At 63.8% G+C, this 20,808-nt stretch carries 26 protein-coding genes; 18 read left to right on the top strand and 8 right to left on the bottom strand.

Annotation, left to right across the window (positions count from 1 at the left end):
* The 3 genes from N4G42_RS16795 to N4G42_RS16805 form a co-directional block, all read left to right on the top strand.
* Positions 1-1,148: AAA family ATPase (locus N4G42_RS16795; protein ID WP_260667977.1), on the top strand; the 1,148-nt coding region annotated here is incomplete at its 5' end.
* Positions 1,132-1,776 (top strand): retron system putative HNH endonuclease, encoded by a 645-nt coding sequence (locus N4G42_RS16800; RefSeq protein WP_260667978.1) that lies wholly within the window; start codon positions 1,132-1,134, stop codon positions 1,774-1,776. The genes N4G42_RS16795 and N4G42_RS16800, both read left to right, overlap by 17 nt.
* A 94-nt stretch (positions 1,777-1,870) precedes the next feature.
* A complete protein-coding gene (locus tag N4G42_RS16805) occupies positions 1,871-2,161 on the top strand; it encodes a nucleotidyltransferase family protein (protein WP_260667979.1) in 291 nt (96 codons plus the stop codon).
* A gap of 197 nt (positions 2,162-2,358) precedes the next feature.
* Here N4G42_RS16805 and N4G42_RS16810 read toward each other — a convergent pair whose 3' ends face one another.
* A complete protein-coding gene (locus tag N4G42_RS16810) occupies positions 2,359-3,108 on the bottom strand; it encodes an NYN domain-containing protein (protein WP_260667980.1) in 750 nt (249 codons plus the stop codon).
* Positions 3,109-3,154: 46 nt separating this feature from the next.
* On the opposite strand from N4G42_RS16810, the gene N4G42_RS16815 reads away from it, so the two are divergent.
* The 4 genes from N4G42_RS16815 (at position 3,155) to N4G42_RS16830 (ending at position 4,727) form a co-directional block, all read left to right on the top strand.
* Complete coding sequence (locus N4G42_RS16815) at positions 3,155-3,694, top strand: DUF924 family protein (RefSeq protein WP_260667981.1); 540 nt, start codon at positions 3,155-3,157, stop codon at positions 3,692-3,694.
* 103 nt (positions 3,695-3,797) lie between these two features.
* Positions 3,798-4,106, top strand: a complete 309-nt coding sequence (locus tag N4G42_RS16820; protein WP_110961036.1) for a nucleotidyltransferase family protein — start codon at positions 3,798-3,800, stop codon at positions 4,104-4,106.
* Positions 4,096-4,440, top strand: a complete 345-nt coding sequence (locus tag N4G42_RS16825) for a DUF86 domain-containing protein (RefSeq protein WP_260667982.1) — start codon at positions 4,096-4,098, stop codon at positions 4,438-4,440. Before N4G42_RS16820 ends, N4G42_RS16825 begins: the two co-directional genes overlap by 11 nt.
* Positions 4,437-4,727, top strand: a complete 291-nt coding sequence (locus N4G42_RS16830) for a hypothetical protein (protein WP_260667983.1) — start codon at positions 4,437-4,439, stop codon at positions 4,725-4,727. The genes N4G42_RS16825 and N4G42_RS16830 overlap by 4 nt, the downstream gene beginning before the upstream one ends.
* Positions 4,728-4,782: 55 nt before the next feature.
* Here N4G42_RS16830 and N4G42_RS16835 read toward each other — a convergent pair whose 3' ends face one another.
* Positions 4,783-5,724: a M14 family metallocarboxypeptidase gene (locus N4G42_RS16835; protein WP_260667984.1), complete on the bottom strand. Its 942-nt coding sequence runs from the start codon at positions 5,722-5,724 to the stop codon at positions 4,783-4,785.
* A 224-nt stretch (positions 5,725-5,948) separates the two neighbouring features.
* Here N4G42_RS16835 and N4G42_RS16840 point away from each other — a divergent pair, with 224 nt between their 5' ends.
* From N4G42_RS16840 to N4G42_RS16860, 5 genes are all read left to right on the top strand, one after another.
* Positions 5,949-7,376: a serine protease gene (locus tag N4G42_RS16840; protein ID WP_260667985.1), complete on the top strand. Its 1,428-nt coding sequence runs from the start codon at positions 5,949-5,951 to the stop codon at positions 7,374-7,376.
* Complete coding sequence (locus N4G42_RS16845) at positions 7,373-8,371, top strand: FHA domain-containing protein (protein WP_260667986.1); 999 nt, start codon at positions 7,373-7,375, stop codon at positions 8,369-8,371. The genes N4G42_RS16840 and N4G42_RS16845 overlap by 4 nt, the downstream gene beginning before the upstream one ends.
* 60 nt (positions 8,372-8,431) lie before the next feature.
* Complete coding sequence (locus tag N4G42_RS16850) at positions 8,432-8,761, top strand: hypothetical protein (RefSeq protein WP_015014990.1); 330 nt, start codon at positions 8,432-8,434, stop codon at positions 8,759-8,761.
* A gap of 153 nt (positions 8,762-8,914) precedes the next feature.
* Positions 8,915-9,232, top strand: a complete 318-nt coding sequence (locus tag N4G42_RS16855; RefSeq protein WP_260667987.1) for a DUF2322 family protein — start codon at positions 8,915-8,917, stop codon at positions 9,230-9,232.
* A gap of 167 nt (positions 9,233-9,399) precedes the next feature.
* A complete protein-coding gene (locus N4G42_RS16860) occupies positions 9,400-9,876 on the top strand; it encodes an SRPBCC family protein (protein WP_260667988.1) in 477 nt (158 codons plus the stop codon).
* A 42-nt stretch (positions 9,877-9,918) separates the two neighbouring features.
* Here the strand turns inward: N4G42_RS16860 and N4G42_RS16865 are convergent, their stop codons facing one another.
* Positions 9,919-10,704: a transporter substrate-binding domain-containing protein gene (locus tag N4G42_RS16865; protein WP_260667989.1), complete on the bottom strand. Its 786-nt coding sequence runs from the start codon at positions 10,702-10,704 to the stop codon at positions 9,919-9,921.
* A 353-nt stretch (positions 10,705-11,057) separates the two neighbouring features.
* Here N4G42_RS16865 and N4G42_RS16870 point away from each other — a divergent pair, with 353 nt between their 5' ends.
* Complete coding sequence (locus N4G42_RS16870; protein WP_056064732.1) at positions 11,058-11,306, top strand: hypothetical protein; 249 nt, start codon at positions 11,058-11,060, stop codon at positions 11,304-11,306.
* A 152-nt stretch (positions 11,307-11,458) separates the two neighbouring features.
* On the opposite strand, the gene N4G42_RS16875 is transcribed toward N4G42_RS16870, so the two are convergent.
* A complete protein-coding gene (locus N4G42_RS16875; RefSeq protein WP_260667990.1) occupies positions 11,459-12,721 on the bottom strand; it encodes a phospholipase D-like domain-containing protein in 1,263 nt (420 codons plus the stop codon).
* A 174-nt stretch (positions 12,722-12,895) separates the two neighbouring features.
* Between N4G42_RS16875 and N4G42_RS16880 the strand changes: the two genes are divergently transcribed.
* Entirely contained in the window at positions 12,896-13,837 is a 942-nt protein-coding gene (locus N4G42_RS16880) for a M23 family metallopeptidase (protein WP_260667991.1), read from the top strand.
* A gap of 88 nt (positions 13,838-13,925) precedes the next feature.
* Positions 13,926-14,462: a pseudouridine synthase gene (locus N4G42_RS16885; protein ID WP_099730742.1), complete on the top strand. Its 537-nt coding sequence runs from the start codon at positions 13,926-13,928 to the stop codon at positions 14,460-14,462.
* Between the two features lie 19 nt (positions 14,463-14,481).
* Here the strand turns inward: N4G42_RS16885 and N4G42_RS16890 are convergent, their stop codons facing one another.
* A complete protein-coding gene (locus N4G42_RS16890; protein ID WP_146871452.1) occupies positions 14,482-15,192 on the bottom strand; it encodes a glutathione S-transferase family protein in 711 nt (236 codons plus the stop codon).
* Complete coding sequence (gstA, locus tag N4G42_RS16895) at positions 15,192-15,800, bottom strand: glutathione transferase GstA (RefSeq protein WP_260667992.1); 609 nt, start codon at positions 15,798-15,800, stop codon at positions 15,192-15,194. The genes N4G42_RS16890 and gstA overlap by 1 nt, the downstream gene beginning before the upstream one ends.
* 141 nt (positions 15,801-15,941) lie before the next feature.
* Here gstA and N4G42_RS16900 point away from each other — a divergent pair, with 141 nt between their 5' ends.
* Positions 15,942-16,832 carry a LysR family transcriptional regulator gene (locus N4G42_RS16900; RefSeq protein WP_056064749.1) on the top strand — a complete coding sequence of 297 codons (891 nt, stop codon included), beginning with the start codon at positions 15,942-15,944 and terminating at the stop codon, positions 16,830-16,832.
* A 96-nt stretch (positions 16,833-16,928) separates the two neighbouring features.
* On the top strand, positions 16,929-17,483 hold the full coding sequence (locus N4G42_RS16905; RefSeq protein ID WP_260667993.1) for a dihydrofolate reductase family protein: 555 nt from the start codon (positions 16,929-16,931) through the stop codon (positions 17,481-17,483).
* A 36-nt stretch (positions 17,484-17,519) separates the two neighbouring features.
* On the opposite strand, the gene N4G42_RS16910 is transcribed toward N4G42_RS16905, so the two are convergent.
* Positions 17,520-18,014 (bottom strand): DUF2242 domain-containing protein, encoded by a 495-nt coding sequence (locus N4G42_RS16910; protein WP_056747050.1) that lies wholly within the window; start codon positions 18,012-18,014, stop codon positions 17,520-17,522.
* Positions 18,015-18,501: 487 nt separating this feature from the next.
* On the opposite strand from N4G42_RS16910, the gene N4G42_RS16915 reads away from it, so the two are divergent.
* Positions 18,502-18,936, top strand: a complete 435-nt coding sequence (locus N4G42_RS16915) for a thermonuclease family protein (RefSeq protein WP_260667994.1) — start codon at positions 18,502-18,504, stop codon at positions 18,934-18,936.
* Between the two features lie 57 nt (positions 18,937-18,993).
* Here the strand turns inward: N4G42_RS16915 and N4G42_RS16920 are convergent, their stop codons facing one another.
* Positions 18,994-20,697 carry a flagellinolysin gene (locus tag N4G42_RS16920; RefSeq protein WP_056064769.1) on the bottom strand — a complete coding sequence of 568 codons (1,704 nt, stop codon included), beginning with the start codon at positions 20,695-20,697 and terminating at the stop codon, positions 18,994-18,996.
* Positions 20,698-20,808 lie beyond the last annotated feature (111 nt).

Consider the following 20,808-nt stretch of genomic DNA (forward strand, 5'->3'; position numbering starts at 1 on the left):
CTAGACCGATCGGATGGCTAAAGAGTGAAGATACAGCCGGAAAAATATCCATCCGAATACACAAAGATGATAACGACTCAGGGGTTTTTGGAGAACATAAGAAACGAATGGCTTTTGGCTATTCACTACACATATCAGGTAGAAAACCAATAACAATCAGAAACAAAATTCATACCCAACCTGGGATTCATGAATCAGCCGACAAAACCCTATCCTGGCTCAGACAAAATGCATTTTCCCCACAAAGTGACGGCTGGTTCGCCGCTGGTTACGGGGCATTCAGAAGACTTACAAGATCAAATCAAGCGATAGTTCCGACACTAGACACACCATCGCGATTCACGAACTTTCTGAGTCAATTTCAGGAGGAAGACGGACTGGCAGCATTTCAGCAATGGATCGTTTATCTGGACTACCGAGAGGCAAAAGAAAACGACACTAATGCTAAGCGTCTGCGAGAAATGGGAGTAACGGCCATTAATGCCCTACTACCCACAGGAGTCCGCTATGATTCCATAGACGCCGAAGCAAGAATTTTATTTGATGTGAATGGCACAAAGGTCCCCACAACAGGCCTGAGTGATGGCTACAGGAGCGTTCTTGCTCTTGCAGGCGATTTGGTTTGGCGGCTAATTACCGCCTACCCTCAAAGCAATAATCCTCTACATGAAACGGGTGTCGTCTTAATTGATGAGCTAGATATACATCTTCATCCCGTTTGGCAAAGAAATATTGCAGGCTGGCTACGAAAGCAATTCCCAAATATTCAATTTATTGTTACAACACACAGCCCCATGGTTGCAGCAGGAGCCGGCGAAGACTCATTGACAATTAAACTTTTACAAAATGGATCATCCCCAATACCTATAACTCAGAGTTTATTTGCAATGAGTGTAGATGACATACTCCAAAGCGAAGCATTTGGATTTTTGTCAACATACTCTCCAGAGACCGAGCACAAGCTCAAAAGACTCGCAGAACTCTCTATAGCGGACACATCTCGATCACAAAAAGAAGAAGAAGAATATCGACAACTCACCCTTTTCGTGGATGAACACAACCCATTTCAACTACCCGACGCATCAGAAGATATTCAAAAAAAAATAATAAAACAATTGGAAAGCGCCAATAATGCAATTCGTAGCTAGAACACCCACTCCAAACATTTTAATCAAAAATGAAACGCGCTGGGTAACCGAGCTCCGAGAAGCCAGGACGAAAAAAGATGAGGCACTCTTCAAATCGCGCCAAGGCAGATACGCACACAAAAGTATCAGAGATTCTTTAAATAACATGTTTCATGGAAAATGTGCTTTCTGCGAATCAAAAATCGGAGCAGTAGCTACACCTCATATTGAACATTTTCGACCAAAAAACATTTACATCTCTCTTACCTACAAATGGACCAACTTATTACTTTCATGTCCAATTTGCAACAACCCTAGTCACAAAGGCAAAATCTTTCACCGCACAGCCAGCGGAGATCCATTAATTGACCCATCAGTTGAAGACCCATCTCTACATCTAGATTTCATCTTTGACTTGAAGAGCAGGTTTGCCTTGGTTAGCGGAAAAACAGCCAGAGGCAAGCTGGCTATCGAAGTTTTTGGCCTAAACTCAAGAATCGATCTACTTAGAGAGCGATCAGAATATATCTGGAGCCTCTTAGTTCACAAGGCGGTGTCTAACCAGAACCCAGACTCTGCGCAAATCGTTCAGGCAGCGCTGAAAGACTCAAGTAGATATTATTCATTTTCAGATAAATTATTGAGGTGAAGTCGGTGTCACCCAAAGCAGGAGCCTTGCTAGATATTAGCTGCCTTAAGGATCAGTTTCGCCAAAAAATAGTCGCGCCGATAGAATCCAGAACATGCGCCCCTCCAAAGCCCTCTCACTCCACAGCTCGCAAATCCGCGAGATCGCACTGCGCCACCGTGTGAGCAGCGTGCGGGTGTTTGGCTCGGCGCTGCACGAAGACGACACAGCCGACAGCGACCTCGATCTGTTGGTGGAGCCCACCGCGCAAACCACGCTGATGGACATTGGCGCGATCCGGTTCGAACTGAAGCAGTTGCTGGGAATAGAGGTGGATGTACTCACCCCCAACAGCCTGCCCGCCAGCTTTCGGGACCAGGTGCTGCGCGAGGCGATCACTGTATGAGCCGGGCGCACCCGCTGCGGGCGCAAGTAGCAGCAACTTCGCTTTAGCTTGCTTTCATTTCGATATCTGGTAACCCTTATCTATCAATGGATAGATGCCGATTTTGTCTGTGACTGTGAATTGGCTGGGCATGGCGGCGCGCTCCGCGAGGAGTTCAGCGGCCCGCGCGTCCATACAAAGCAACTCGCCAAAAATGCCTACGCAACCCGTTTGATCCGGATTTGCACATTCGACACGGTCACCCCGTCCGGCCTGACGAGTGGCAGCTCTTTGACCTCCAGATAGGTCAGCGAACGCACCAATTCACTGAGCTTTTTAAAGCCGTAGTTGCGGGCGTCAAAAGCGGAGTTGATCTTGCTGATGTGGCTCCCTACCCCACCCAACGCAGCCCAACCGTCTTCGCGCGCATTGGCATCGATGGCCGCAATGATCAAGGGCTTTAGGGTCCGCACATCGGCCACCGCAACCGCCTCCTCCTTGGGCGCATCCTTGGCTGGCGTGGGCTCTGTCCTGAGGATTTCGGTGTAGATGAATTTGTCGCACGCAGCGACAAACGCTTCCGGCGTCTTGCGTTCGCCAAATCCGTAAACCACCTTACCTTCCTCCCGGATGCGGGTAGCCAAGCGGGTGAAATCGCTGTCGCTGCTGACCAAACAGAAACCATCCGCCGTGTTGTCATGCAGCACGTCCATCGCGTCGATGATGAGCGATGCGTCCGTGGAGTTTTTACCGCTGGTGTAACTGAACTGCTGGATAGGCTGAATCGCCAACTTGTGCAGCACTTCTTTCCAGCCCTTCAAATTGGTCGTGGTCCAGTCCCCATAAGCGCGCTTGATGGTGGCCGTGCCATAACGGGATACTTCGGCCAGAAGCTCCTGGATGACGGACGCTTGCGCATTGTCTGCATCAATGAGAACTGCGAGTTTTTGGTTGTTGCCGTTAGCCAATGAACTGTCCCTCCTGGGTCGCATGCTACAGCGCTATCCTCGTGGAATGCAGCCTCAAAACGTCCTCCAGTTCTGGTTCACCGAACTCACGCCCCAGCAGCACTTCGCCAAAGACGCTGCCCTCGACGCATCCATCCGCACCCGCTTTGGCCCCACGCTGGAGGCCGCTGCCTGCTGCGAACTGTTCACCTGGCGCGCCACCCCAGAAGGCCGGTTGGCAGAAATCCTGGTGCTGGACCAGTTCTCGCGCAATGTGTACCGCGACACCGCCCGCGCCTTTGCGCAAGACGCGCTGGCCCTTGCCCTGGCGCAAGAGCTGGTGGCCAGCGGGCAGGACCGCAGCCTGCCCACGGCGCAGCGCGTGTTTGCCTACATGCCGTACATGCACAGCGAATCTGCCGTGATTCATGAACAAGCGCTTGACCTGTTTGCGCAGCCGGGCATGGAAAACAACCTGGACTTTGAGCGCCGCCACAAGGCCATCATCGACCGCTTTGGGCGCTACCCGCACCGGAACGCGGTGCTGGGCCGCACCTCCACGGCCGAAGAGCTGGCGTTTTTGAGCGAACCGGGGTCATCGTTTTAGGCATTGCACTAATTCGCTATATTCTTCATAGCACTTCCCGCTTATCAAACAAGCACTACAGGCCAATATGGTGGTCAATGAGGTGCTCGATTAAACTGCGCCCATGCATCCCGCCATCGCCCAATACCGCACCGGCATTGCCGCTATCTGCCAGCGCTACGGCATTCGGCGGCTGGAGGTGTTTGGCTCGGCAGCACGGGCCAGTGACTTTGACCCCGCCCACAGCGACGCCGACTTTCTGGTGGAGTTTGCTCCGGGTGTTGAACCCGGGCTCCACTCCATTTTTGGAGCCAAAGCCGATCTGGAAGCCCTGCTCGGCCGGGGCGTGGACCTGGTGGAACCCGGCGCTGTGCGCAACCCGTACGTGCTAGCCAACATCAACCGCCACCGCGAGGCTGTGTATGCAGCGTGACCCGCGCGCCTTTTTGTGGGATGTGCGCGAGGCAGCTGCCGCCATTGAGTCTTTTACCCATGGCATGGATGCAGCAGCCTATGGCGCCAACGCCATGGCCCAGGCGGCGGTAGAGCGCAAGTTTGAAATCATTGGCGAAGCACTCAACCAACTGTCCAAGCTGGATACGGCCATGGCCGCCCGCATACCTGACCTGGCGCAGATCGTGGCGTTTCGCAACCAACTCATCCACGGCTACGCCACGGTGAACTTGGGTACCGTGTGGAACATCACCCAAACGGCGCTGCCCGCCTTGCTGCGCGCGGTACAGACTCTGCTGGAAGAGCAGGATTGAAACACCCCACCTTCGCTCACATACCGCCCGGCCCGGTGGCAGGCCCGTTGCAGTTGGTGCCCATCAACGCCGCCGTAGTGTCCGTGCACACGACCGATGGCGCGCATGTGGGCTCGCTCAAGTTGGTCGGCGGGGTCTGGAAGTTCAAGGCCATGGGCTACGACGCCGCAGGTCGCATGGAGCCGGGCCATGGGCCGCTGACGGAGCAGCACAACATGGCATTCGCGACGCTCGATGAGGCCGAGGTGAGTGCCCGGCTGATGGGCGCGTTGGGAAGCGCTGGGTAACGAGCGCCAAGAAAGCACCAAAAATACGAAGCCGCGCCGCACAGGGCCGCAACTCTCAGAGTTGCGCGTCGGCCAGCACAAACTCCACCGCCGCACAGGCCGCCGCCACCTGTGCATAAATGCACTGCTCGGGCGTGGCGCGGGGGCTGTCGGGGTAGACCTCCGTTGTGGTGGTGTAGCGCGCGCCGCTGATGCCCGCGCACAGGCCCCACTGCTTCATCGGGTAGTGGATGACGCCCGGCGCCACCACGGGCGTGCCGATGATTTCGTTCTTCTCGTCCGCTGGCGCAATGTGCGTAACGCGGCTGACGGCCTCGATGATGGCTTGCTGGAAGGCGGGCTGCGGGTTGTCGGTGTCGTCCACCAGGTAAAAGCCGTCGGGGATGCTGCCGGGCTCGAACACCTTGCCGTCGCGCGCGGCCACGGCGGGGCGGTATTCGGATTCGTCGGTGTCGGTGGTTTCGTGCAGGTCGATGTGGGCGGCAAACTGGCCGTGCAGTGGCGCCACCAGGCGCATGAGGGCTGCGGATTCCTGCGCGGGCGAGCCCTCGCGGAACGACCGGTTGGGGTCGATGGCGTCGAAGTTCCAGCGCTGAAACCGCTCGTACGCCCAGGGGCTCACACACGGCACCACCAGCAGGTTGGCGCGGCCGGCAAAGCGCTCGGCCTGCGTGTCCACAAACCGCAGCGCGCCGTGCACGCCACTGGTTTCGTAGCCGTGCACTCCCCCGGTCACCAGCACGGTGGGCAGGCCGGGCTGCCAATAGCGGCTGCGCAGGGCCCGCAGGGGAAAGCGCTCTGCCGGGTGCTGTGCGTCGGCATAAATCACGTCGCCATACATCTCCACGTCAAACCGGCCCCGCAGTGCCTCGATGGCCATGAGCACGTCGTCGGCGTAGCTGCGCTGGCGCACCTGGCGTGCGCGCCACTGCTCGCGTTCTGCAGCGCCCCAGGGTTGGCCTGGCGTGCCGATGGGATAGGTGTGGGTGGGTTGCATGGGTGCGTGGGATGGAGTGGCAGGTGAATGGCAGGCCCGGCGGCAAGCGGGGCCAACGGAATGGACAACGCCAATAAGAGCGGCTAACAAAACTCAGCGAAGCGGTTCTGGCTAGGCGCTGTGTCGCAGGCAGTACGAGCAGTACGACAAGACACAGCAACGACGCCAGAAGAGTTTTGTTAGCCGCTCTAAGGCTTGTCGCAGGGCGTTCATAGAATACCGCGATGCCCTTCCCTTCGATTCGGCCCTTGCGGCTGGCGACCTCGTCGCTGCTTTTGCTGCTGTGTGCGCTGGCGCACGCACAGCCCGCTCCCCAACCCGCAGCTGCCAGCACCCCGGCCATGCGCCCGGCGGGCAGTGCCCCTGTGGATGGCACAGCGCCCACACCGGGGGGCGCTGCAGCCGCCGCGCCCACAGCGGCCGATGCAGCCCTGCTGTCGCGCGACGCGCGGCGCATTTACGAGCTGTCGCGCGACAAGCTGGTGCAGATCCGCACGCTGCTGCGCAACGCCAACACGCAAGCGTCGATTGGCTCGGGCTTTTTTGTGTCGGCCGATGGGCTGATCGTCACAAACTTTCACGTGGCCAGCCAGCTCGCGCTGGAGCCCGAGCGCTACCGGGGCGTGTACGTGACGATGGAGGGGCAGGAGGGCGAGGTGGAGCTGCTGGCGTTTGACGTGCAGCGCGACCTGGCCGTGCTGCGCGCCAAGGGGCGCACGGCAGCGGCGCCGGTGCTGGGCTTTCGGCCCACCACCGACGCGCTGGCGCAGGGCGAGCGCATCTACTCGCTGGGCAACCCGCTGGACATCGGCTTTGCCGTGACCGAGGGCACCTACAACGGCCTGGTCAAGCGCAGCTTTTACCCGCGCATCTTTTTTGGCGGCGCGCTCAACCCCGGCATGAGCGGCGGCCCCGCCGTGGACGACGCAGGCCGGGTGCTCGGCGTCAACGTGGCCAAGCGGCTTGATGGCGAGCAGGTGAGCTTCTTGATACCGGCCGAGTTTGCGCAGGCGCTGGTGCAGCGCGCAGCCAACGCCCAGCCCATCACGCAGGCCGCACATGCCGAGATGACGCGGCAGCTGATGGAGCACCAGCAACTGCTGACGGACCGGTTTTTGAAAGCGCCGTTTCGCGAGCAGCGCCATGGCAACTACCGCCTGCCCGTGCCCGACGATGCGCTGGCGCGGTGCTGGGGATCGGGGCGTGACCCGGCCTTCCCTGGGCTGAACCTGGAGCGCACGCAGTGCCAGGCCGACAGCGATGTGGTGGCGGGCGACTTCAGCACCGGCGCAGTGCGCCTGTCGTACGAGGCCTACAACGCCCCCACGCTGGGCGCCGCCCGGTTTGCCCGCATGTACTCGCAAAGTTTTGCTAATGAGCGCCTGCCCACACGCGGCAACCGCCACCAGACGGCGGCCGAATGCACCGAGCGGTTTGTGGACCCCGGCAGCGTGCCGCTGCGCGCGGTGGTGTGCCTGTCGGCCTACCGCAAGCTGACCGGCCTGTACAACATGACGGTGCTGGCCACCTCGGTCAACCAGCCCACGCAGGGCGTGCTGGGCCGCCTGGATGTGCAAGGCATTGCGTTTGACAACGGCATGAAGCTGGCCAGCCACTACCTCAAGGCCTTTCGCTGGGAGGCCGCACCATGAGCGCGATGCCAACCACCACCCTGGGGCTGATCGAGGCGTTTGACCGCCACGGCGCGCTGCTGGCGCGTGCACCCATCACCCGCTGGCCCGTGACGGTGGGCCGCGCGCTGGACTGCGACCTGGTGCTGGACGACCCCTTTGTGGCGCCCCGGCACCTGCGCATTGACCGCGCGGTGGACGAGCCCCGCACCGTGCAGGTGGAGGTGCTGGAGACACGCAACGGTGCACGCCTGCAGCGCAAGCAGCATGCGCAGGGAGAGCGCTTTGACTGGCCCGATGGCACGCCCATCGACCTGGGCCACACCCACCTCCACCTGCGCCTGGCCGATGCGCCCATCGCCGAGGAGCAGGCGCTGCCGCAGTTTCCATGGCGCACGGTGGGCACCACGGCCGCGCTGGCGGTGCTGGTGCTGCTGGCCGGGCTGGGAGAGTCGTGGCTGGAGGCCCGCGACGCCGCGCAGTACCTGAAGGCGCTGCCCCTGTTGCTGCTGACCACGCTGGCCGTGGTGACCTTGTGGTCGGGCGCATGGGCTGTGGCCAACAAGCTGTTTGGCAGCCAGCTGCGGTTCTGGCGCCACGTGCGCATCGCGTGCGCCGCAGTGCTGGTGGCCGACGCGGTGCAGCTGCTGAGCTATCTGACGGCGTTCACGTTTTCGCTGGAGTCGCTGTCGCGGTTTGCCCCGGTGCTGATGGTGCTGGTGCTGGCCGGCGCGCTGTACGCCCACCTGGCCACCGTGCTGCCCCGCCGCCGCGTGGGCCTGGCCTGGGCCATGGCGGCTGTGGTGCTGCTGGGCGTGCCGTCGTGGCTGGGCGCGCAGTGGCTCAATCGCATGCGGCTGGGCAGCGAGCTGTACATGAGCAGCCTGTTCCCTCCCACCCTGCGCGTGGCCCCTGCGGTGCCGGTGGACCAGTTCCTGCAAGACGCCGATGCGCTGCGCGGCAAGCTGGACCGGCGCCTGCGGGATGACGGGCTGGCGGACGAGGACGACGAGTAGCCCGCCAGACGGACTGCATAAAGCGGCCCAACCCCACACCGCCCCACCCCACCAGCCCCCATGCGCCGCCGCAAGCCCCACCACCACGTCTATGTGGTCGAGCTCTCCAAAGACGTGCTGCTGGAGCCGCGCTTTCGCAAGTGCAACCCCGGCTACATCGACGGCAAGCCCTGCGTGTACGTGGGCATGACGGGGCTGGACCCGGATGTGCGGTTTGACAAGCACAAGGCGGGCATCCAGGCCAACCGGTTTGTGACGCAGTACGGCCTGCGGCTGCTGCCGGACTTGTACGAGGGCTTCAACCCCATGACCTACGAAGAGGCGGTGGACCGGGAGATCGAGATCGGCATCGACCTGCGCTCGGCCGGGTTTGGGGTGTGGCAGGCGTGAGCGTGTGTTCAAAAGTCAGAGCCTGTTCAAAGTCTTGACCCCTCCGCGCATCCTTTAAGATTCCGCCCCGCTGATTCCGTTACTCACATTTTTATAGCTGCTCGCGCATGATCTTCTAGCGCTTGCGGCCCATTTCACCTGAATTTGATTGCCATGAACTTCGCAGACCGCCTCAAGCAACTCCCCTCCGCCAGCCACCTCGCCTCCCTGCAACTGCTGGGCGCAGACGGCCAGGTGCTGGCCACCATCGAGAACAAGCCCGGCCAGACCGGGTCGCTGGTGGTGTATGCCGCGCTGGCGGCTCTGTATGGCGGGCAGATCACGCCTGCAGCCGCCAGCCTGGGGCTGGAGTGGTATGCGGAGCATGTGGCGGATGCGCGCGCCTTTCCGGGCAAGCACCCCAACATCGACCGGCTGCTGGCCTGGGCGCAGGGCAGCGAGCGCTTTGCGGTGCGCACCATCGCCGCCTGAGCCGGCGCCACAAAAAAATGTGGTGATGCAAAGGGCCGGCTGTCGAAAACGCACCGGCCCGTTCGTCGTAGAGGTGTGAACGCGTTGACGCCCCAGGCCATTGACCGCCATGGCGTTGGGGCGCACGCTGCCATCCATCCACCCCGATTCCCGCAAGGAGACCCTGCATGACCACCCCCACCCCCAACCCCTCCGCCGCCACCGGCACCGTCACCCTGCACCGTGTGCTGCGCGCACCGGCCGAGCGCATCTACCGCGCGTTTCTGGATGCCGACGCCATGTGCAAATGGCTGCCGCCCCATGGCTTTACCGGCCGGGTGCTGAGCCTGGACGCGCGCGTGGGCGGCAGCTACCGCATGCAGTTCACCAACCTGAGCAGCGGCGGCACGCACGCGTTTGGCGGCGAGTATGTGGAGCTGGTGCCGGGCGAGCGCATCGTGCACACCGACCGGTTTGACGACCCCAACCTGCCCGGCGAGATGCGCACCACCATCCAGCTCAAAAAAGTGATGATGGGCACCGAGGTGTCCATCGTGCAGGCAGGCATCCCGGCGGTGATCCCCACCGAGATGTGCTACCTGGGCTGGCAGGAGTCGCTGCAGTTGCTGGCGCTGCTGGTGGAGCCGGAGATTCCGGGCGAGTAACCCACAGGTCCACTGCGCCAGATCCAAGTCACTTCGAAGCCGTCACTTCAACCACTTGTCAGCGGCCTGCTTGATGGTGCCCCGGCTGTCCACCAGGCCCCACACAAAGCCCATCACGCGCACGTAGTCGGCGTCGTCGGTGGGCAACATGAAGCCCAGGTAGTTCTTGGGCGTGAGCGGTGCATCCACAAATGCGGCGTGCAGGCGCGGGTCGGCCTTGGCGTAGTGCAGGGCTTCATACGTCTCGGTGATCATCACGTCGCCCTTGCCATCGGCGATCAGCGCGGGGATCTCGGCGTTCTTGTCGTGCGTGCTGACCTGGGCGGCCTTGAGGTTGGCCAGCACATAGGTTTCGTTGGTGCCGCCGGGGTTCTTGATGACGCGCACGGTGGGCTGGTTCATGGCGTCCACGCTGGTGTATTTGGCCTTGTCGGCCGCGCGCACCAGGGCCACTTTGCCGAACGGGGCGTAGCCGGGCAGCATGTCAAAAATGCGCATGCGGTTGACGTTGCGGGTGATGCCGCCCACGGCCACGTCAAACTTGTCGCCCTGCAGGTCCTTCACCAGGTTGGGCCAGGTGGTGGGCACGTATTCGATCTTCACGCCCAGCTCCTTGGCCATGGTTTCGATCACATCGATGTCGTGGCCGCTGTAGCCCGCGTCGGTCTTGATGGCAAACGGGCGGTAGTCGCCGGGCGTGCCCACGCGGATGACCTTGGCCTCCATGATCTTGTCGAGCCGGGGGCCCGCCTGCGCGGCCGGGCTGAAGGCGAGGCTGGCGACCACGGCGGCGGCTGCGGCAAGGGCCAGGGTTTTCTTGATGATCATGGGCAGGTTCTCCAGTAGGTCAGAAGATGGGACAAAAACAGGCATTTCCGTGGCCCGCAGCGAATGCGGACGCACAGGGGCCTGGGCCAGACACGTTACAGCAAATGGCGCGCAGTACAAGGGCACATCGGCGGCCCACGGTCTGCATCGCGACATGTTGCGCCCTGCATGACGCAAAGCCTATGCCAGACGCGAGAGCACGCAGTTCGCCCGGCGCAGGCATGAGCGCCTGCAGTGGAGAATCCTTCGGATGCTCTAATTTTTATAGCGCATTAGGCATATCCGTTCGGCGCCAGACATCCATCTGGCACCAAACTGGGTTACCCTGGCTGGTTCTGCAACAAGGATTCGCCATGAAAAAACTCAACGTCACCATCCAGCTCGAAATGACCGTGCCCGACAACTGGGAGCTGGTCGATACCTCCGAGGGCACGCCGGTCATCAAGCTGCCCGATGGCAAGTTCATGGACATCGCCATCGAACCCCTGTTTGCCACAGACCCCGAAGACCTGTGGGCCAGCACCGAAGACGAAGACGTGCTGGACGACATCCTCGACATGGTGGACAGCGAAGCCGTGACCTACGAGTTCGTGACGCACTGATCCATAAGCACGGCGGAGATGCCCGCCAGGGCAAAAACTGCCCCGGCGGCGCACCGCAACCGCCGCCGCGCATCCACTACCAGCAACTACACTTTTGATAGCACCTGGCGCATTGTTCACTGGCGCCAGCGGCTGATTTCATTCAAACATCGTCACAGCTGCGACCGCATCCAGCCGGTCAAGGTCTCGTGCACTTTCTCGCGCAGCGGGCGGTCCCGCCAGGCTTCGTAGGTCACGCGGCGTGACCGTCGGATGTCGTCTTCAAATACCTGAGTCTGGCGCTGTGCAAAGGCAGCGTCGTACACGTTCAGGTTGGCCTCGTCGTTCAGGCGGAACGAGCGGTTGTCAAAATTGGTGGAGCCCACCGACACCAGCAACTGGTCCACGATCATGACCTTGCAGTGGTACATGGTGGGCCCGTATTCGTAGATCTCCGCCCCGGCCTGCAGCAGCTCGCCCCAGGTGGCGCGAGATGCGGCCTTCACCGTTTCAGTGTCGGTGTGCTCGCCGGGGGTAACCAGGCGCACGCGCACGCCGCGTGCCAGCGCATCCATCAGCAGCTTGCGGGTCAGGTCGTCGGGCACAAAGTACGCCACCGACAGGTCGATGCTGCGCTCGGCTGCCGTGATGGCCAGGTGGTACATGAGCTGCATGCTCTCGCTGCCACTCGATGGCGAGCTGGAGAACATCTGCGCCTTTTGCGCACCCGCTGGTGCGATGGCCGGAAAGTACGCCTCGCCATGCAGCACCTTGCCGGTGACCTTGAGCCAGTTGTCCAGAAACGTGGCCTGCATCTGCGCCACCACGGGGCCACGCACCAGGTAGTGCGAGTCGCGCCAGTGGTCGGGGTCCTGCGCGTGGCCCGTCCATGCCGGGGCAATGCCCACGCCGCCGGTAAAGCCCACCTGCCCGTCCACCACCAGCAGCTTGCGGTGGGTGCGGTTGTTCAGCCGGGCCAGGTTGTACCAGTGGGGTTTGTGGAACTTTTCAATCAACACCCCGGCCGCCTTCATCTCGGCCAGATAGCTCTCTTCCATCTTGGCGCTGCCCACCCAGTCGAGCAGCACATGCACGGGCACACCGGCGCGGGCGCGCTCGCTCAGGGCGTCGGCAAACTGCTTGCCGATGTCGCCCGACCAGTAGATGTAGGTTTCGAAGGTGACGCTTTTCTGAGCGGATTTGATCGCGGCCAGCATGGGCGGAAAGATCTGGTCGCCGTTGAGCAGCTCCGTCACCGCATTGCCGCCCACAATGCCCGGGCCCAGCAGGCTGCCCAATGCGCGCTCGAACTGCGGGTGGGCGGCGCTGTACAGGCGCGGCAGCTGTTGCTGGACTTTTTTCTCGCCCGCCGTGAAGTTGAGTGCCAACAAGACAAGGGCCCCCGTGGCCAGGGCCGTGAGCAAGACAGTGAGCATGGTGGAACGGCGGCGAGGGGCGGCGGGTGGCATGGCGCGATGGTAGGTGCCGACATGCAGGCGCGATGTAGGCGGACGCCGCCAACACCGGGGGCACAATCGCCCTTGTCGGCCGCGACAGCGGGGCGCTTTGCACCCGTACCAGTCCCTCGCGCAGCCACTTTGTTTTTGTTCATGCCTTCCTCTGCCGTGTCTGAATCTGCCCGCCCTGCTTCCGCCCGCCCCGCCCTCTCCATCACCCGCCGCAGCGCCTTGATCGGCACGGCGGGCCTGCTCGTGCAGCCTGCCCTGGTGGCCCCTTTGCATGCCAAGCCTATGCCACCCGCGCCCACGGTGTGGCCCCAGGCGCTACAGGTGCCCGGGGGCGTGGCACGGCTGTCGCTGGGCCCGGCGGCCACGCGGCCGGTGGCGCAGGTGCGCCAGGGCGAGGTGGATGTGCCGCTGCGGGTGGTGGGCGATGCCATCGAGTGGACGGCCATCGTGGGCATTCCACTGGCGGCGGCGCCGGGCGATGCATTCATCAGCGTGCTGCCCGAGGGCGGCGGCAGCCCGCGCCTGGTGCACTACAGCGTGGCCCCCAAGCAATACAAGGAGCAGCACCTGAAGGTGTCGCCCCGCACGGTGGACCTCTCGCCCGAGGACCAGGCCCGCTACGAGCGCGAGCGCGACCACCAGGCCCAGGTGATGGCCACCTTCACCGAGCAGCCCGCCGGAGTGGCGCTGGCATCGCTGCGCATGCGCGTGCCCGTGCCGGGGCGGCGGTCCAGCTCGTTCGGGCTGCGCCGCGTGTTCAACGGCCAGCCGCGCAATCCGCACAGCGGCATGGACATTGCCGCCGCCACCGGCACGCCCATCGTGGCGCCGCTGCCGGGCCGGGTGATTGACGTGGGCGACTACTTCTTCAACGGCGGCACGGTGTGGCTGGACCACGGCCAGGGCCTGCTCACCATGTACTGCCACCTGAGCAGCATGGAGGTGCGCGTGGGCGATGTACTGCAGGCGGGCGACGCGTTCTGCAAGGTGGGCGCCACCGGCCGCGTGACCGGCCCGCACCTGCACTGGGGCGTGATGCTGAACCGCACCATGGTGGACCCGGCGCTGTTCGTGCCGGCGTGATGGCGCAGGGCTTCATTACTATGCAATTGATAGCACCCAGCGCATATTGCACTAGCGCATCCGGCCCTTTTTGCTTGAAACCAGCCCCATGACCTCGCGCCTGATCCGTTTCAACAAACCCTACGGCGTGCTGAGCCAGTTCACGCCCGAGGGCAAGTGGCAGGGCCTGAAGGACTACATCGACCTGCCCGGCGTGTACGTGGCCGGGCGGCTGGACGCCGACAGCGAAGGGCTGCTGCTGCTGACCAACGACGGCAAGCAACAGGCCCGCATTGCCGACCCGCGCTTCAAGATGGAGAAGACCTACTGGGTGCAGGTGGAGGGCATCCCCAATGAGGCCGCGCTGGCCGCGCTGCGCAGTGGCGTGGTGCTGAACGACGGCCCCACCCTGCCCGCCCGCGCGCGGCTGCTGGAGCCCGCCCCTGCGGTGTGGGACCGCACCCCGCCCATCCGCGAGCGCAAGGCCATCCCCACCACCTGGATCGAGCTCATCATCCGCGAAGGCCGCAACCGCCAGGTGCGCCGCATGACGGCCGCCGTGGGCCACCCCACGCTGCGGCTGATCCGCGCGGCCATCGGGCCGTACACGCTGGACGGGCTGGCGCCGGGCACCTGGGCGGATTGAGCTGGCAGGCGTGCGGGGTCTACGCGGCCACCGCCTGCATGCGCCGCGACAGGGCTGACCCACGCGCGCGCAAAAAGGCCCGCAAGCCCTCGGCATAGTCCGCACCCACGGCCTGCTGCACCGAAGGGCGTGCCGCCAGCGCAGCCCGCCACTGCTGCACCAGCGGCAAGCCGTGCCAGAGCCCCAGGCCATCCACGCCCGGTAAGGTGTCGATGACGTCGAAGTACCGGAACACCGGGCCGAACACCACATCCACCATGCCAAAGTCCGGCCCGGCAAAGTACGGCCCCGGCACGCTGCGCTGGCCCAGGGCCTCTTCGATCTGCACGAAGCGGCTGCGCAGGTCCTGCGCGCGGGCCTGCAGCGTGGCCTCATCCGCTGCGGCGTAGAAGGCGCCGATGGTGTTCAGCACCGCAGAGCCAAACTCCATCCAAGCCCGGTGGCGTGCGCGCTGCAGCGGATCTGGCGGGTGCAGCACGGGCATGGCCACCTCGTCCAGGTATTCGCAGATCACGGCCGACTCGAACAGGCTCTGGCCGCGCACCTGCAGGACCGGGGTCTTGCCCAGCGGCGAGAGGGCCAGGAACCAGTCGGGCTTGCGGGCCAGGTCGATGGTGCGGCGCTCGAACGCCAGGCCCTTTTCGTGCAGCACGATGGCCACGCGCTGCACATAGGGGCACAGCGCGTGCGAGACCAGAGTGAGCGCAGCGGGCGCTGTGGTCTGGGCCATCACGACAACAACCCCTCAGCCCGCAGCGCAGCCTGCACCTGCGGGCGGGCCGCCACGCGTGCCATCCAGGCCTGCAGGTGCGGGTAGGCGGTAAGCGGGATGCCCAGCAGGTGGGACCAGTTGACGATGGTGAAGCCATACGCATCGGCCACGCTGTAGCCGCCTACCAGAAAATCGCTGCGCGACAGCACGGTATCCATCTCGGCAAAACGCACGGCCAGCTTGGCCTTGACGGCCTGGCGCGTGGAGTCGGCCGTCTCCTTGTGCCATAGCCAGGGGCTGAAGCCCTTGTGCAGTTCGGTGCTGACGAAGGTGAGCCATTCCAGCACGGACAGCCGCTCGCTGGAGCCGGGCTGGCCGATGAGTGCGCGCGCCGGGTCCAGGTCGGCCACGTACTGCAGCAGCGCCGCTGCTTCGGTGTGGCGCGACTGGTCGGCCAGCTCCAGCAGGGGCACATAGCCGCGCGGGGAGATGTCGAGATAGTTGGCGCCGGTCTCGGTGGTGTGGCGCACCAGGTCCACCTTGACCAGATCGAACGCAACCCCGACCTCGCGCAGGGCAATGTGGACGGCGAGCGAGCAGGCACCGGGGGCGTAGTAGAGCTTCATGGGAACGGGGCTTTCTGTAAAAACGGTTGGAATGTGTCGCCGTTGCTACCCACTAGCAGCCACAGACACCCATCGGTACACGGCAAGGCCCGGCGACAGGCAGAATCTATGCTTGCAATAACGCAAACAAAATAAGCACCCATGAAATCAACCGTTGCATCAGCGCAATACCAACTGGGCGCGGCCGAGCTGGAAGTGCTGCTGGCCATGGTGCGCACCGGCACCCTGGCGGCCGCCGGTGAGCGGCTGGGTGTGGATGCGTCCACGGTGTTCCGCGCCATCCAGCGCATCGAACGGGGGCTGGGCCAGTCGCTGTTCGACCGGTCGCGCGCTGGCTACCGCCCCTCGGAACTGGCCCAGGCATTGGCCGAACAGGCCGAGCGGGTGGAAGCCGCTCTGGAGGCCGCGCGCTCTGCCGCACAGGCGCAGCCCGAACAGGTGTCGGGCACGGTGCGCATCTCCACCACCGACACCATCCTGCACGGCCTCATCGCCCCGGCCCTGCAGATGCTGCAGCCCCGGCACCCGGCCCTGGTGTACGAGCTGCACGCCGGCAACGAGCTGGTGAGCCTGACGCGGCGCGACACCGACATCGCCGTGCGCGCGACCAAGCGCCCGCCACAGCACCTGGTGGGGCGGCAGCTGGGCATGATCCGCTCGGCCCTCTACGCAGGCACCGCCAGCACCCTGGCCCTGTCGGATGTGGAGGCGGGCCGCGCCGCCTGGATTGCGCCTGACGACGCCCTGCCCGACCACCCCTCAGTGCGCTGGCGCAAGAAGCAATACCCCAGGGCACAGCCCACCTACCGCGTCAACAGCCTGCTCACCGTGATGGAACTGGTGGCCCTGGGCATGGGCGTGGGGGTGCTACCCCTCTTTCTGGCCCAGGGCCGCAGCGACCTGCGCCCGCTCACGGGCGCGCTGGCCGATGGCGAAACCGAGCTTTGGCTGCTGACCCACCCGGAGTCGCGGCACCTGCGGCGCATTGCAGCGGTGTACGGGCATCTGGCGGAGACGGTGCAGCTGCCCTGAGTCACTGGGGCCTCTGGCCGATGAATGCACGGGGCAGACCCCACCCGCGCCTGCTGCCAGCACGTTGTCAGCAGCCGGTCCCTACAGTGCGCGGGCATGACCATTACACAGTTCTACGGCGCATCCAGCCTCGACGGCTTCATCGCCACGCCCGACCATGACCTGCGCTGGCTGCTGCAGTTTGGCGAGATCGAGGGCTCCAGCTACCCCGACTTCATCCGCAACGTGGGCGCGCTGGCCATGGGATCACACACCTACGAATGGATGCTGAAACATGCCATCGATGCGGGACAGCCCTGGCCGTACACACCGCCCACCTGGGTGTTCAGCACACGCACGCTGCGCAGCATTGCGGGCGCCGATGTGCGCTTTGTGCGTGGCGATGTGCGCCCCGTGCACCAAGCCATGGTGCAGGCCGCAGCAGGGCGCAATGTGTGGGTGGTGGGCGGGGGCGACCTGGTGGGGCAGTTTGACGATGCGGGCCTGCTGGACGAGCTGATCGTGCAGGTGGCGCCGGTCACGCTGGGCGTGGGCACACCGTTGTTTCCGCGCCGTGTGGTGCAGCCGCCGCTGCAACTGCAATCCGTGACCACGCTGGGCGGCGTGTTTGCCGAGCTGCGCTACCGGGTACCGCCACGTTCCGACCGCTGAGTGCCTGAGTGCGGGCGACTGTCCCGCCAGGGCTGCTCAGTCCGCCAACGCCTGGTCAATGACCAGGTAGCGTTTGACCAGATCAAAAAAGCTGTCGTAGAAGGTGTCCTTGGCAATGGTCTCGCTGCCCACCTTGACCAGGGACTCGCTGCTGGATGAGAACGGCAGCGACACCGAGCCGATGGCGCCCACACCCACGCTGGCCGAGTTGTTGGTCTTGCGCAATGCGTAGGTGTCCTGGGTGGCCGTCACAAAGCCCAGACTGACCTTGCCGTCGTTGGCCTCGGGCACACACACCACGCGCACCACCATCTGCAGGTGCGACTCGGGCTCGGGCTGGAAGCTCTTCTTGCCTTCCACCAGGTCGGCCGCGCTGGACGAGATGACGTAGCCCTGGCTGAGCAGCGCGCGGCGCGAGGCTTCACACGTCTGGGCCGGCGTGGCATCGAACAGGCGCGAGTACGTGGCGACCGAGCCAAAGTTCTCCTGCACGCCAAACGTCTTGGCCCCTGTGCCGGCACAGCCTGCCATGACCAAAGTCGCGCCACAGGCCAGGGCCACTGCAGCGGTGCGCAGGGGCGCTGGTTGGGGGGCATGGGATTCTGTGGACCAGGGGAAACGCAAAACCGGGACTCCTTGGGGTGGGCGGCTATCGCCGACGATAACAAGCGCGAAGCAAACGCGACGCGAGCGCATTCGACAATGCACCCATTGTCACAGCGCCTGGGGTGTCTGACGGCAGTAACCGCTCCCGGTTCCCCAGATTCTTCATGCCATGCACACCACGGCGTGGTCACACCTTGAAGCAAAGCAGACCTGTGGCCCGCCAGGTGCTACGCAGGGCGGCGGCATGCGCACGCCCCCATACCAGCCCTTGTCGTGTCATCGTCATCACGCAGCACACCGCTATACTATTAATAGCTACAAAAGCATGCTGTTGTAGCGCACCCAGCCAAATCGCTCCATTTTTGCAAGAAACACTGGCGCCAGTGCCTGCAAACACACACCCAAACTCCCTGTGCCCCTCGCTTCCCTGTTTTGCCTGGTCGTTGCCATCAGCGACGGCGACACCCTCACTGCCCGCTGCGGACCACCTGGTGCCTACCAGCAGGTGAAGGTGCGCATCGCCGCCATCGATGCGCCCGAGTCGCGGCAAGCGTTCGGGCAGAAGTCGCGGCAGCACTTGGCACAGCTGTGCTTTCGACAACGGGCCACGCTACAACCCGTGGATGAGGACAGTTACGGCCGCATGGTGGCGCAGGTGCGTTGTGGTGGCACCGATGTCGCCACGGCACAGGTGCGCGCGGGCATGGCCTGGGTGTACACGCCCTACGCCAGCCACTACCCGCACCTGGCGCCCTTGCAGCGCTCTGCACAGGCGCAGCATGCGGGCCTGTGGTCCCAGAAGCGGCCTTTGGCGCCCTGGCACTACCGGCACCGGCAACGCCGTTGATTCGCCAGGGAAACGGCGCGCACCACCGCCTCGCTGACGATCCTGTGCGGAAGGCGATCAGTTGCGCAGCAAGGCCAGCACGCCCTGGGGCATCTGGTTGGCCTGCACCACCATGGCGTTTCCAGCCTGCTGCAGGATCTGCTGGCGCGCCAGCGAAGCGGTTTCCACTGCGAAGTCTGTGTCCACCACGCGCGCGCGGCTGGCCGACAGGTTTTCGCTGCTGACCTGCAGGTTGCCGATGGTGGCCTCCAGGCGCGAGGCCTGGGCGCCCAGCACGGCGCGCTGACTGCTCACATAGTCCAGCGCGCGGTCCACCGCCACGATGGCCTGTGCGGGCGACACCGTGACGTCCAGCGTGTTGCGCAGGCCCAGCGCACCCAGGCTGATCACGCCCACCCGCGTCTCCAGCGTCTGGTTGGCGTTGGCGCCGACCTGGAACACTTTGGTGCTCACGGCCCCGGCGTTCTTGGCAATCGTTTCGTACGACTCGGTGAACCCCTCCAGCACATCCTGGCCGGAGCGGCTGCCCATGTTGGGAATGGCGGCCTTGGCATTGCGCGCGGCGCCGCCGTCCACATCCAGCCCGCCGATCGCCCCCGTGTCGTCGTTGTTCAGGTCAAAGGTGCCGATGAACGCGGCGCCATTGGTGGCGAACTGGCTTTTGACATCGGCCGCGTTGGTAAACACGCCGTGCGAGGCATTGGCGATGGCGGTGTCGAGGGTGGCGCCCGGGTTGGCGTTCATGTAGGTCAGCACGTCCTTGACCCCTGTGCCCCCCGCCGCCTTGATGCGGTCATGCATGTAGCGCACCGCCGAATAGCTGGACGAGTAGAACTCGCTGGTGTTCGTGGGGCCATTGATGGCGGCCACCACGCCTGCCGTGGTCACTGCAGCGATGTCGTTCTTGACCCGCTCATCCGCCCCCTGGATGAACTCGGCCGTGCCTTCGATGAACCACAGGTTGCCGGCCTGCAGGTTCTGCCAGTTGGTGCTGCGGGCCATCACGGCGTGCACCATCTCGTGGCCGATGATGCGGTCGTTGTAGTACGGCGCGTTGCCGCCGTTGGGCAGATTGGGGGGCACAAAGTCGGCCATGTCCACCTGCAACACCAGACTCAGTCCCCGGCCGTTGGCGTCATAGCCCGTGTTTTGCACATAGGCAGCCACCCCGCCGGCGCCGTCGGTGTAGCCGGTATAGCGGATGTCGAGCTTGGCACCATCGGCCTTGAGGCCGTAGTAAGTGCGGATGAGCTGTTCGCTGCTTTCCAGCCAGCTGCCCGCGCTGGTCAAGCCGTCGTACACGCCCAGCAGGTTTTCATCGCCCACCACGCTCGCGCTGGAGGTGTCGAACACGTTCATGCCATTGAACTGAGTGGTGCGGCCGGTGCGGTCAATCTCCTGCGCAAGGCGCGAGACCTCTGCCTGAATGGCCTCCCGGTCGGAGGCACTGTTGGTGTCATTGGCCGCCTGCACGGCCAGTTCGCGGATGCGCTGCAGGCTGGCAGCCACGCCCTGCAGGGCGCCCTCGGCCGTCTGCATCAGCGACAAGCCGTCGTTGGCGTTGCGCACCGCCTGGTTCATGCCCCGGACCTGGGAGGTAAAACGCTCCGAGATGGCCAAGCCCGCAGCGTCGTCCTTGGCAGTGTTGATGCGCAGGCCCGAAGACAGGCGCTGCACGGTCGTCGCCAGGTCGCCCAGTGCATTGCCGAGCCGGCGCTGCGCATTCAGCGACATCACATTGGTGTTGATCGTCAACGCCATGGCTCGACCATTGGTCTCCAGGGGGTGAATCGGCGCAGCGCACAGGCGCCACGGGCGGAGCAGGCCTGCTTTTCAGGGCCTCTGTCGTCTTTTCGGCAGGTCGGCAGAGAA

The organism is Acidovorax sp. K2F (assembly GCF_025246485.1).
In the GTDB taxonomy this organism is placed as follows: Bacteria; Pseudomonadota; Gammaproteobacteria; order Burkholderiales; family Burkholderiaceae_C; genus Acidovorax; species Acidovorax delafieldii.

Bases quoted from the DNA above. Each gene is read 5' to 3' on its own strand.
- N4G42_RS16800 (WP_260667978.1), top strand. From the start codon at position 1,132: ATGCAATTCGTAGCTAGAACACCCACTCCAAACATTTTAATCAAAAAT.
- N4G42_RS16805 (WP_260667979.1), top strand. From the start codon at position 1,871: ATGCGCCCCTCCAAAGCCCTCTCACTCCACAGCTCGCAAATCCGCGAG.
- N4G42_RS16815 (WP_260667981.1), top strand. From the start codon at position 3,155: ATGCAGCCTCAAAACGTCCTCCAGTTCTGGTTCACCGAACTCACGCCC.
- N4G42_RS16820 (WP_110961036.1), top strand. From the start codon at position 3,798: ATGCATCCCGCCATCGCCCAATACCGCACCGGCATTGCCGCTATCTGC.
- N4G42_RS16825 (WP_260667982.1), top strand. From the start codon at position 4,096: ATGCAGCGTGACCCGCGCGCCTTTTTGTGGGATGTGCGCGAGGCAGCT.
- N4G42_RS16835 (WP_260667984.1), bottom strand. From the start codon at position 5,724: ATGCAACCCACCCACACCTATCCCATCGGCACGCCAGGCCAACCCTGG.
- N4G42_RS16840 (WP_260667985.1), top strand. From the start codon at position 5,949: ATGCCCTTCCCTTCGATTCGGCCCTTGCGGCTGGCGACCTCGTCGCTG.
- N4G42_RS16845 (WP_260667986.1), top strand. From the start codon at position 7,373: ATGAGCGCGATGCCAACCACCACCCTGGGGCTGATCGAGGCGTTTGAC.
- N4G42_RS16850 (WP_015014990.1), top strand. From the start codon at position 8,432: ATGCGCCGCCGCAAGCCCCACCACCACGTCTATGTGGTCGAGCTCTCC.
- N4G42_RS16855 (WP_260667987.1), top strand. From the start codon at position 8,915: ATGAACTTCGCAGACCGCCTCAAGCAACTCCCCTCCGCCAGCCACCTC.
- N4G42_RS16860 (WP_260667988.1), top strand. From the start codon at position 9,400: ATGACCACCCCCACCCCCAACCCCTCCGCCGCCACCGGCACCGTCACC.
- N4G42_RS16865 (WP_260667989.1), bottom strand. From the start codon at position 10,704: ATGATCATCAAGAAAACCCTGGCCCTTGCCGCAGCCGCCGCCGTGGTC.
- N4G42_RS16870 (WP_056064732.1), top strand. From the start codon at position 11,058: ATGAAAAAACTCAACGTCACCATCCAGCTCGAAATGACCGTGCCCGAC.
- N4G42_RS16875 (WP_260667990.1), bottom strand. From the start codon at position 12,721: ATGCTCACTGTCTTGCTCACGGCCCTGGCCACGGGGGCCCTTGTCTTG.
- N4G42_RS16880 (WP_260667991.1), top strand. From the start codon at position 12,896: ATGCCTTCCTCTGCCGTGTCTGAATCTGCCCGCCCTGCTTCCGCCCGC.
- N4G42_RS16885 (WP_099730742.1), top strand. From the start codon at position 13,926: ATGACCTCGCGCCTGATCCGTTTCAACAAACCCTACGGCGTGCTGAGC.
- N4G42_RS16890 (WP_146871452.1), bottom strand. From the start codon at position 15,192: ATGGCCCAGACCACAGCGCCCGCTGCGCTCACTCTGGTCTCGCACGCG.
- gstA (WP_260667992.1), bottom strand. From the start codon at position 15,800: ATGAAGCTCTACTACGCCCCCGGTGCCTGCTCGCTCGCCGTCCACATT.
- N4G42_RS16900 (WP_056064749.1), top strand. From the start codon at position 15,942: ATGAAATCAACCGTTGCATCAGCGCAATACCAACTGGGCGCGGCCGAG.
- N4G42_RS16905 (WP_260667993.1), top strand. From the start codon at position 16,929: ATGACCATTACACAGTTCTACGGCGCATCCAGCCTCGACGGCTTCATC.
- N4G42_RS16910 (WP_056747050.1), bottom strand. From the start codon at position 18,014: ATGGCAGGCTGTGCCGGCACAGGGGCCAAGACGTTTGGCGTGCAGGAG.
- N4G42_RS16920 (WP_056064769.1), bottom strand. From the start codon at position 20,697: ATGGCGTTGACGATCAACACCAATGTGATGTCGCTGAATGCGCAGCGC.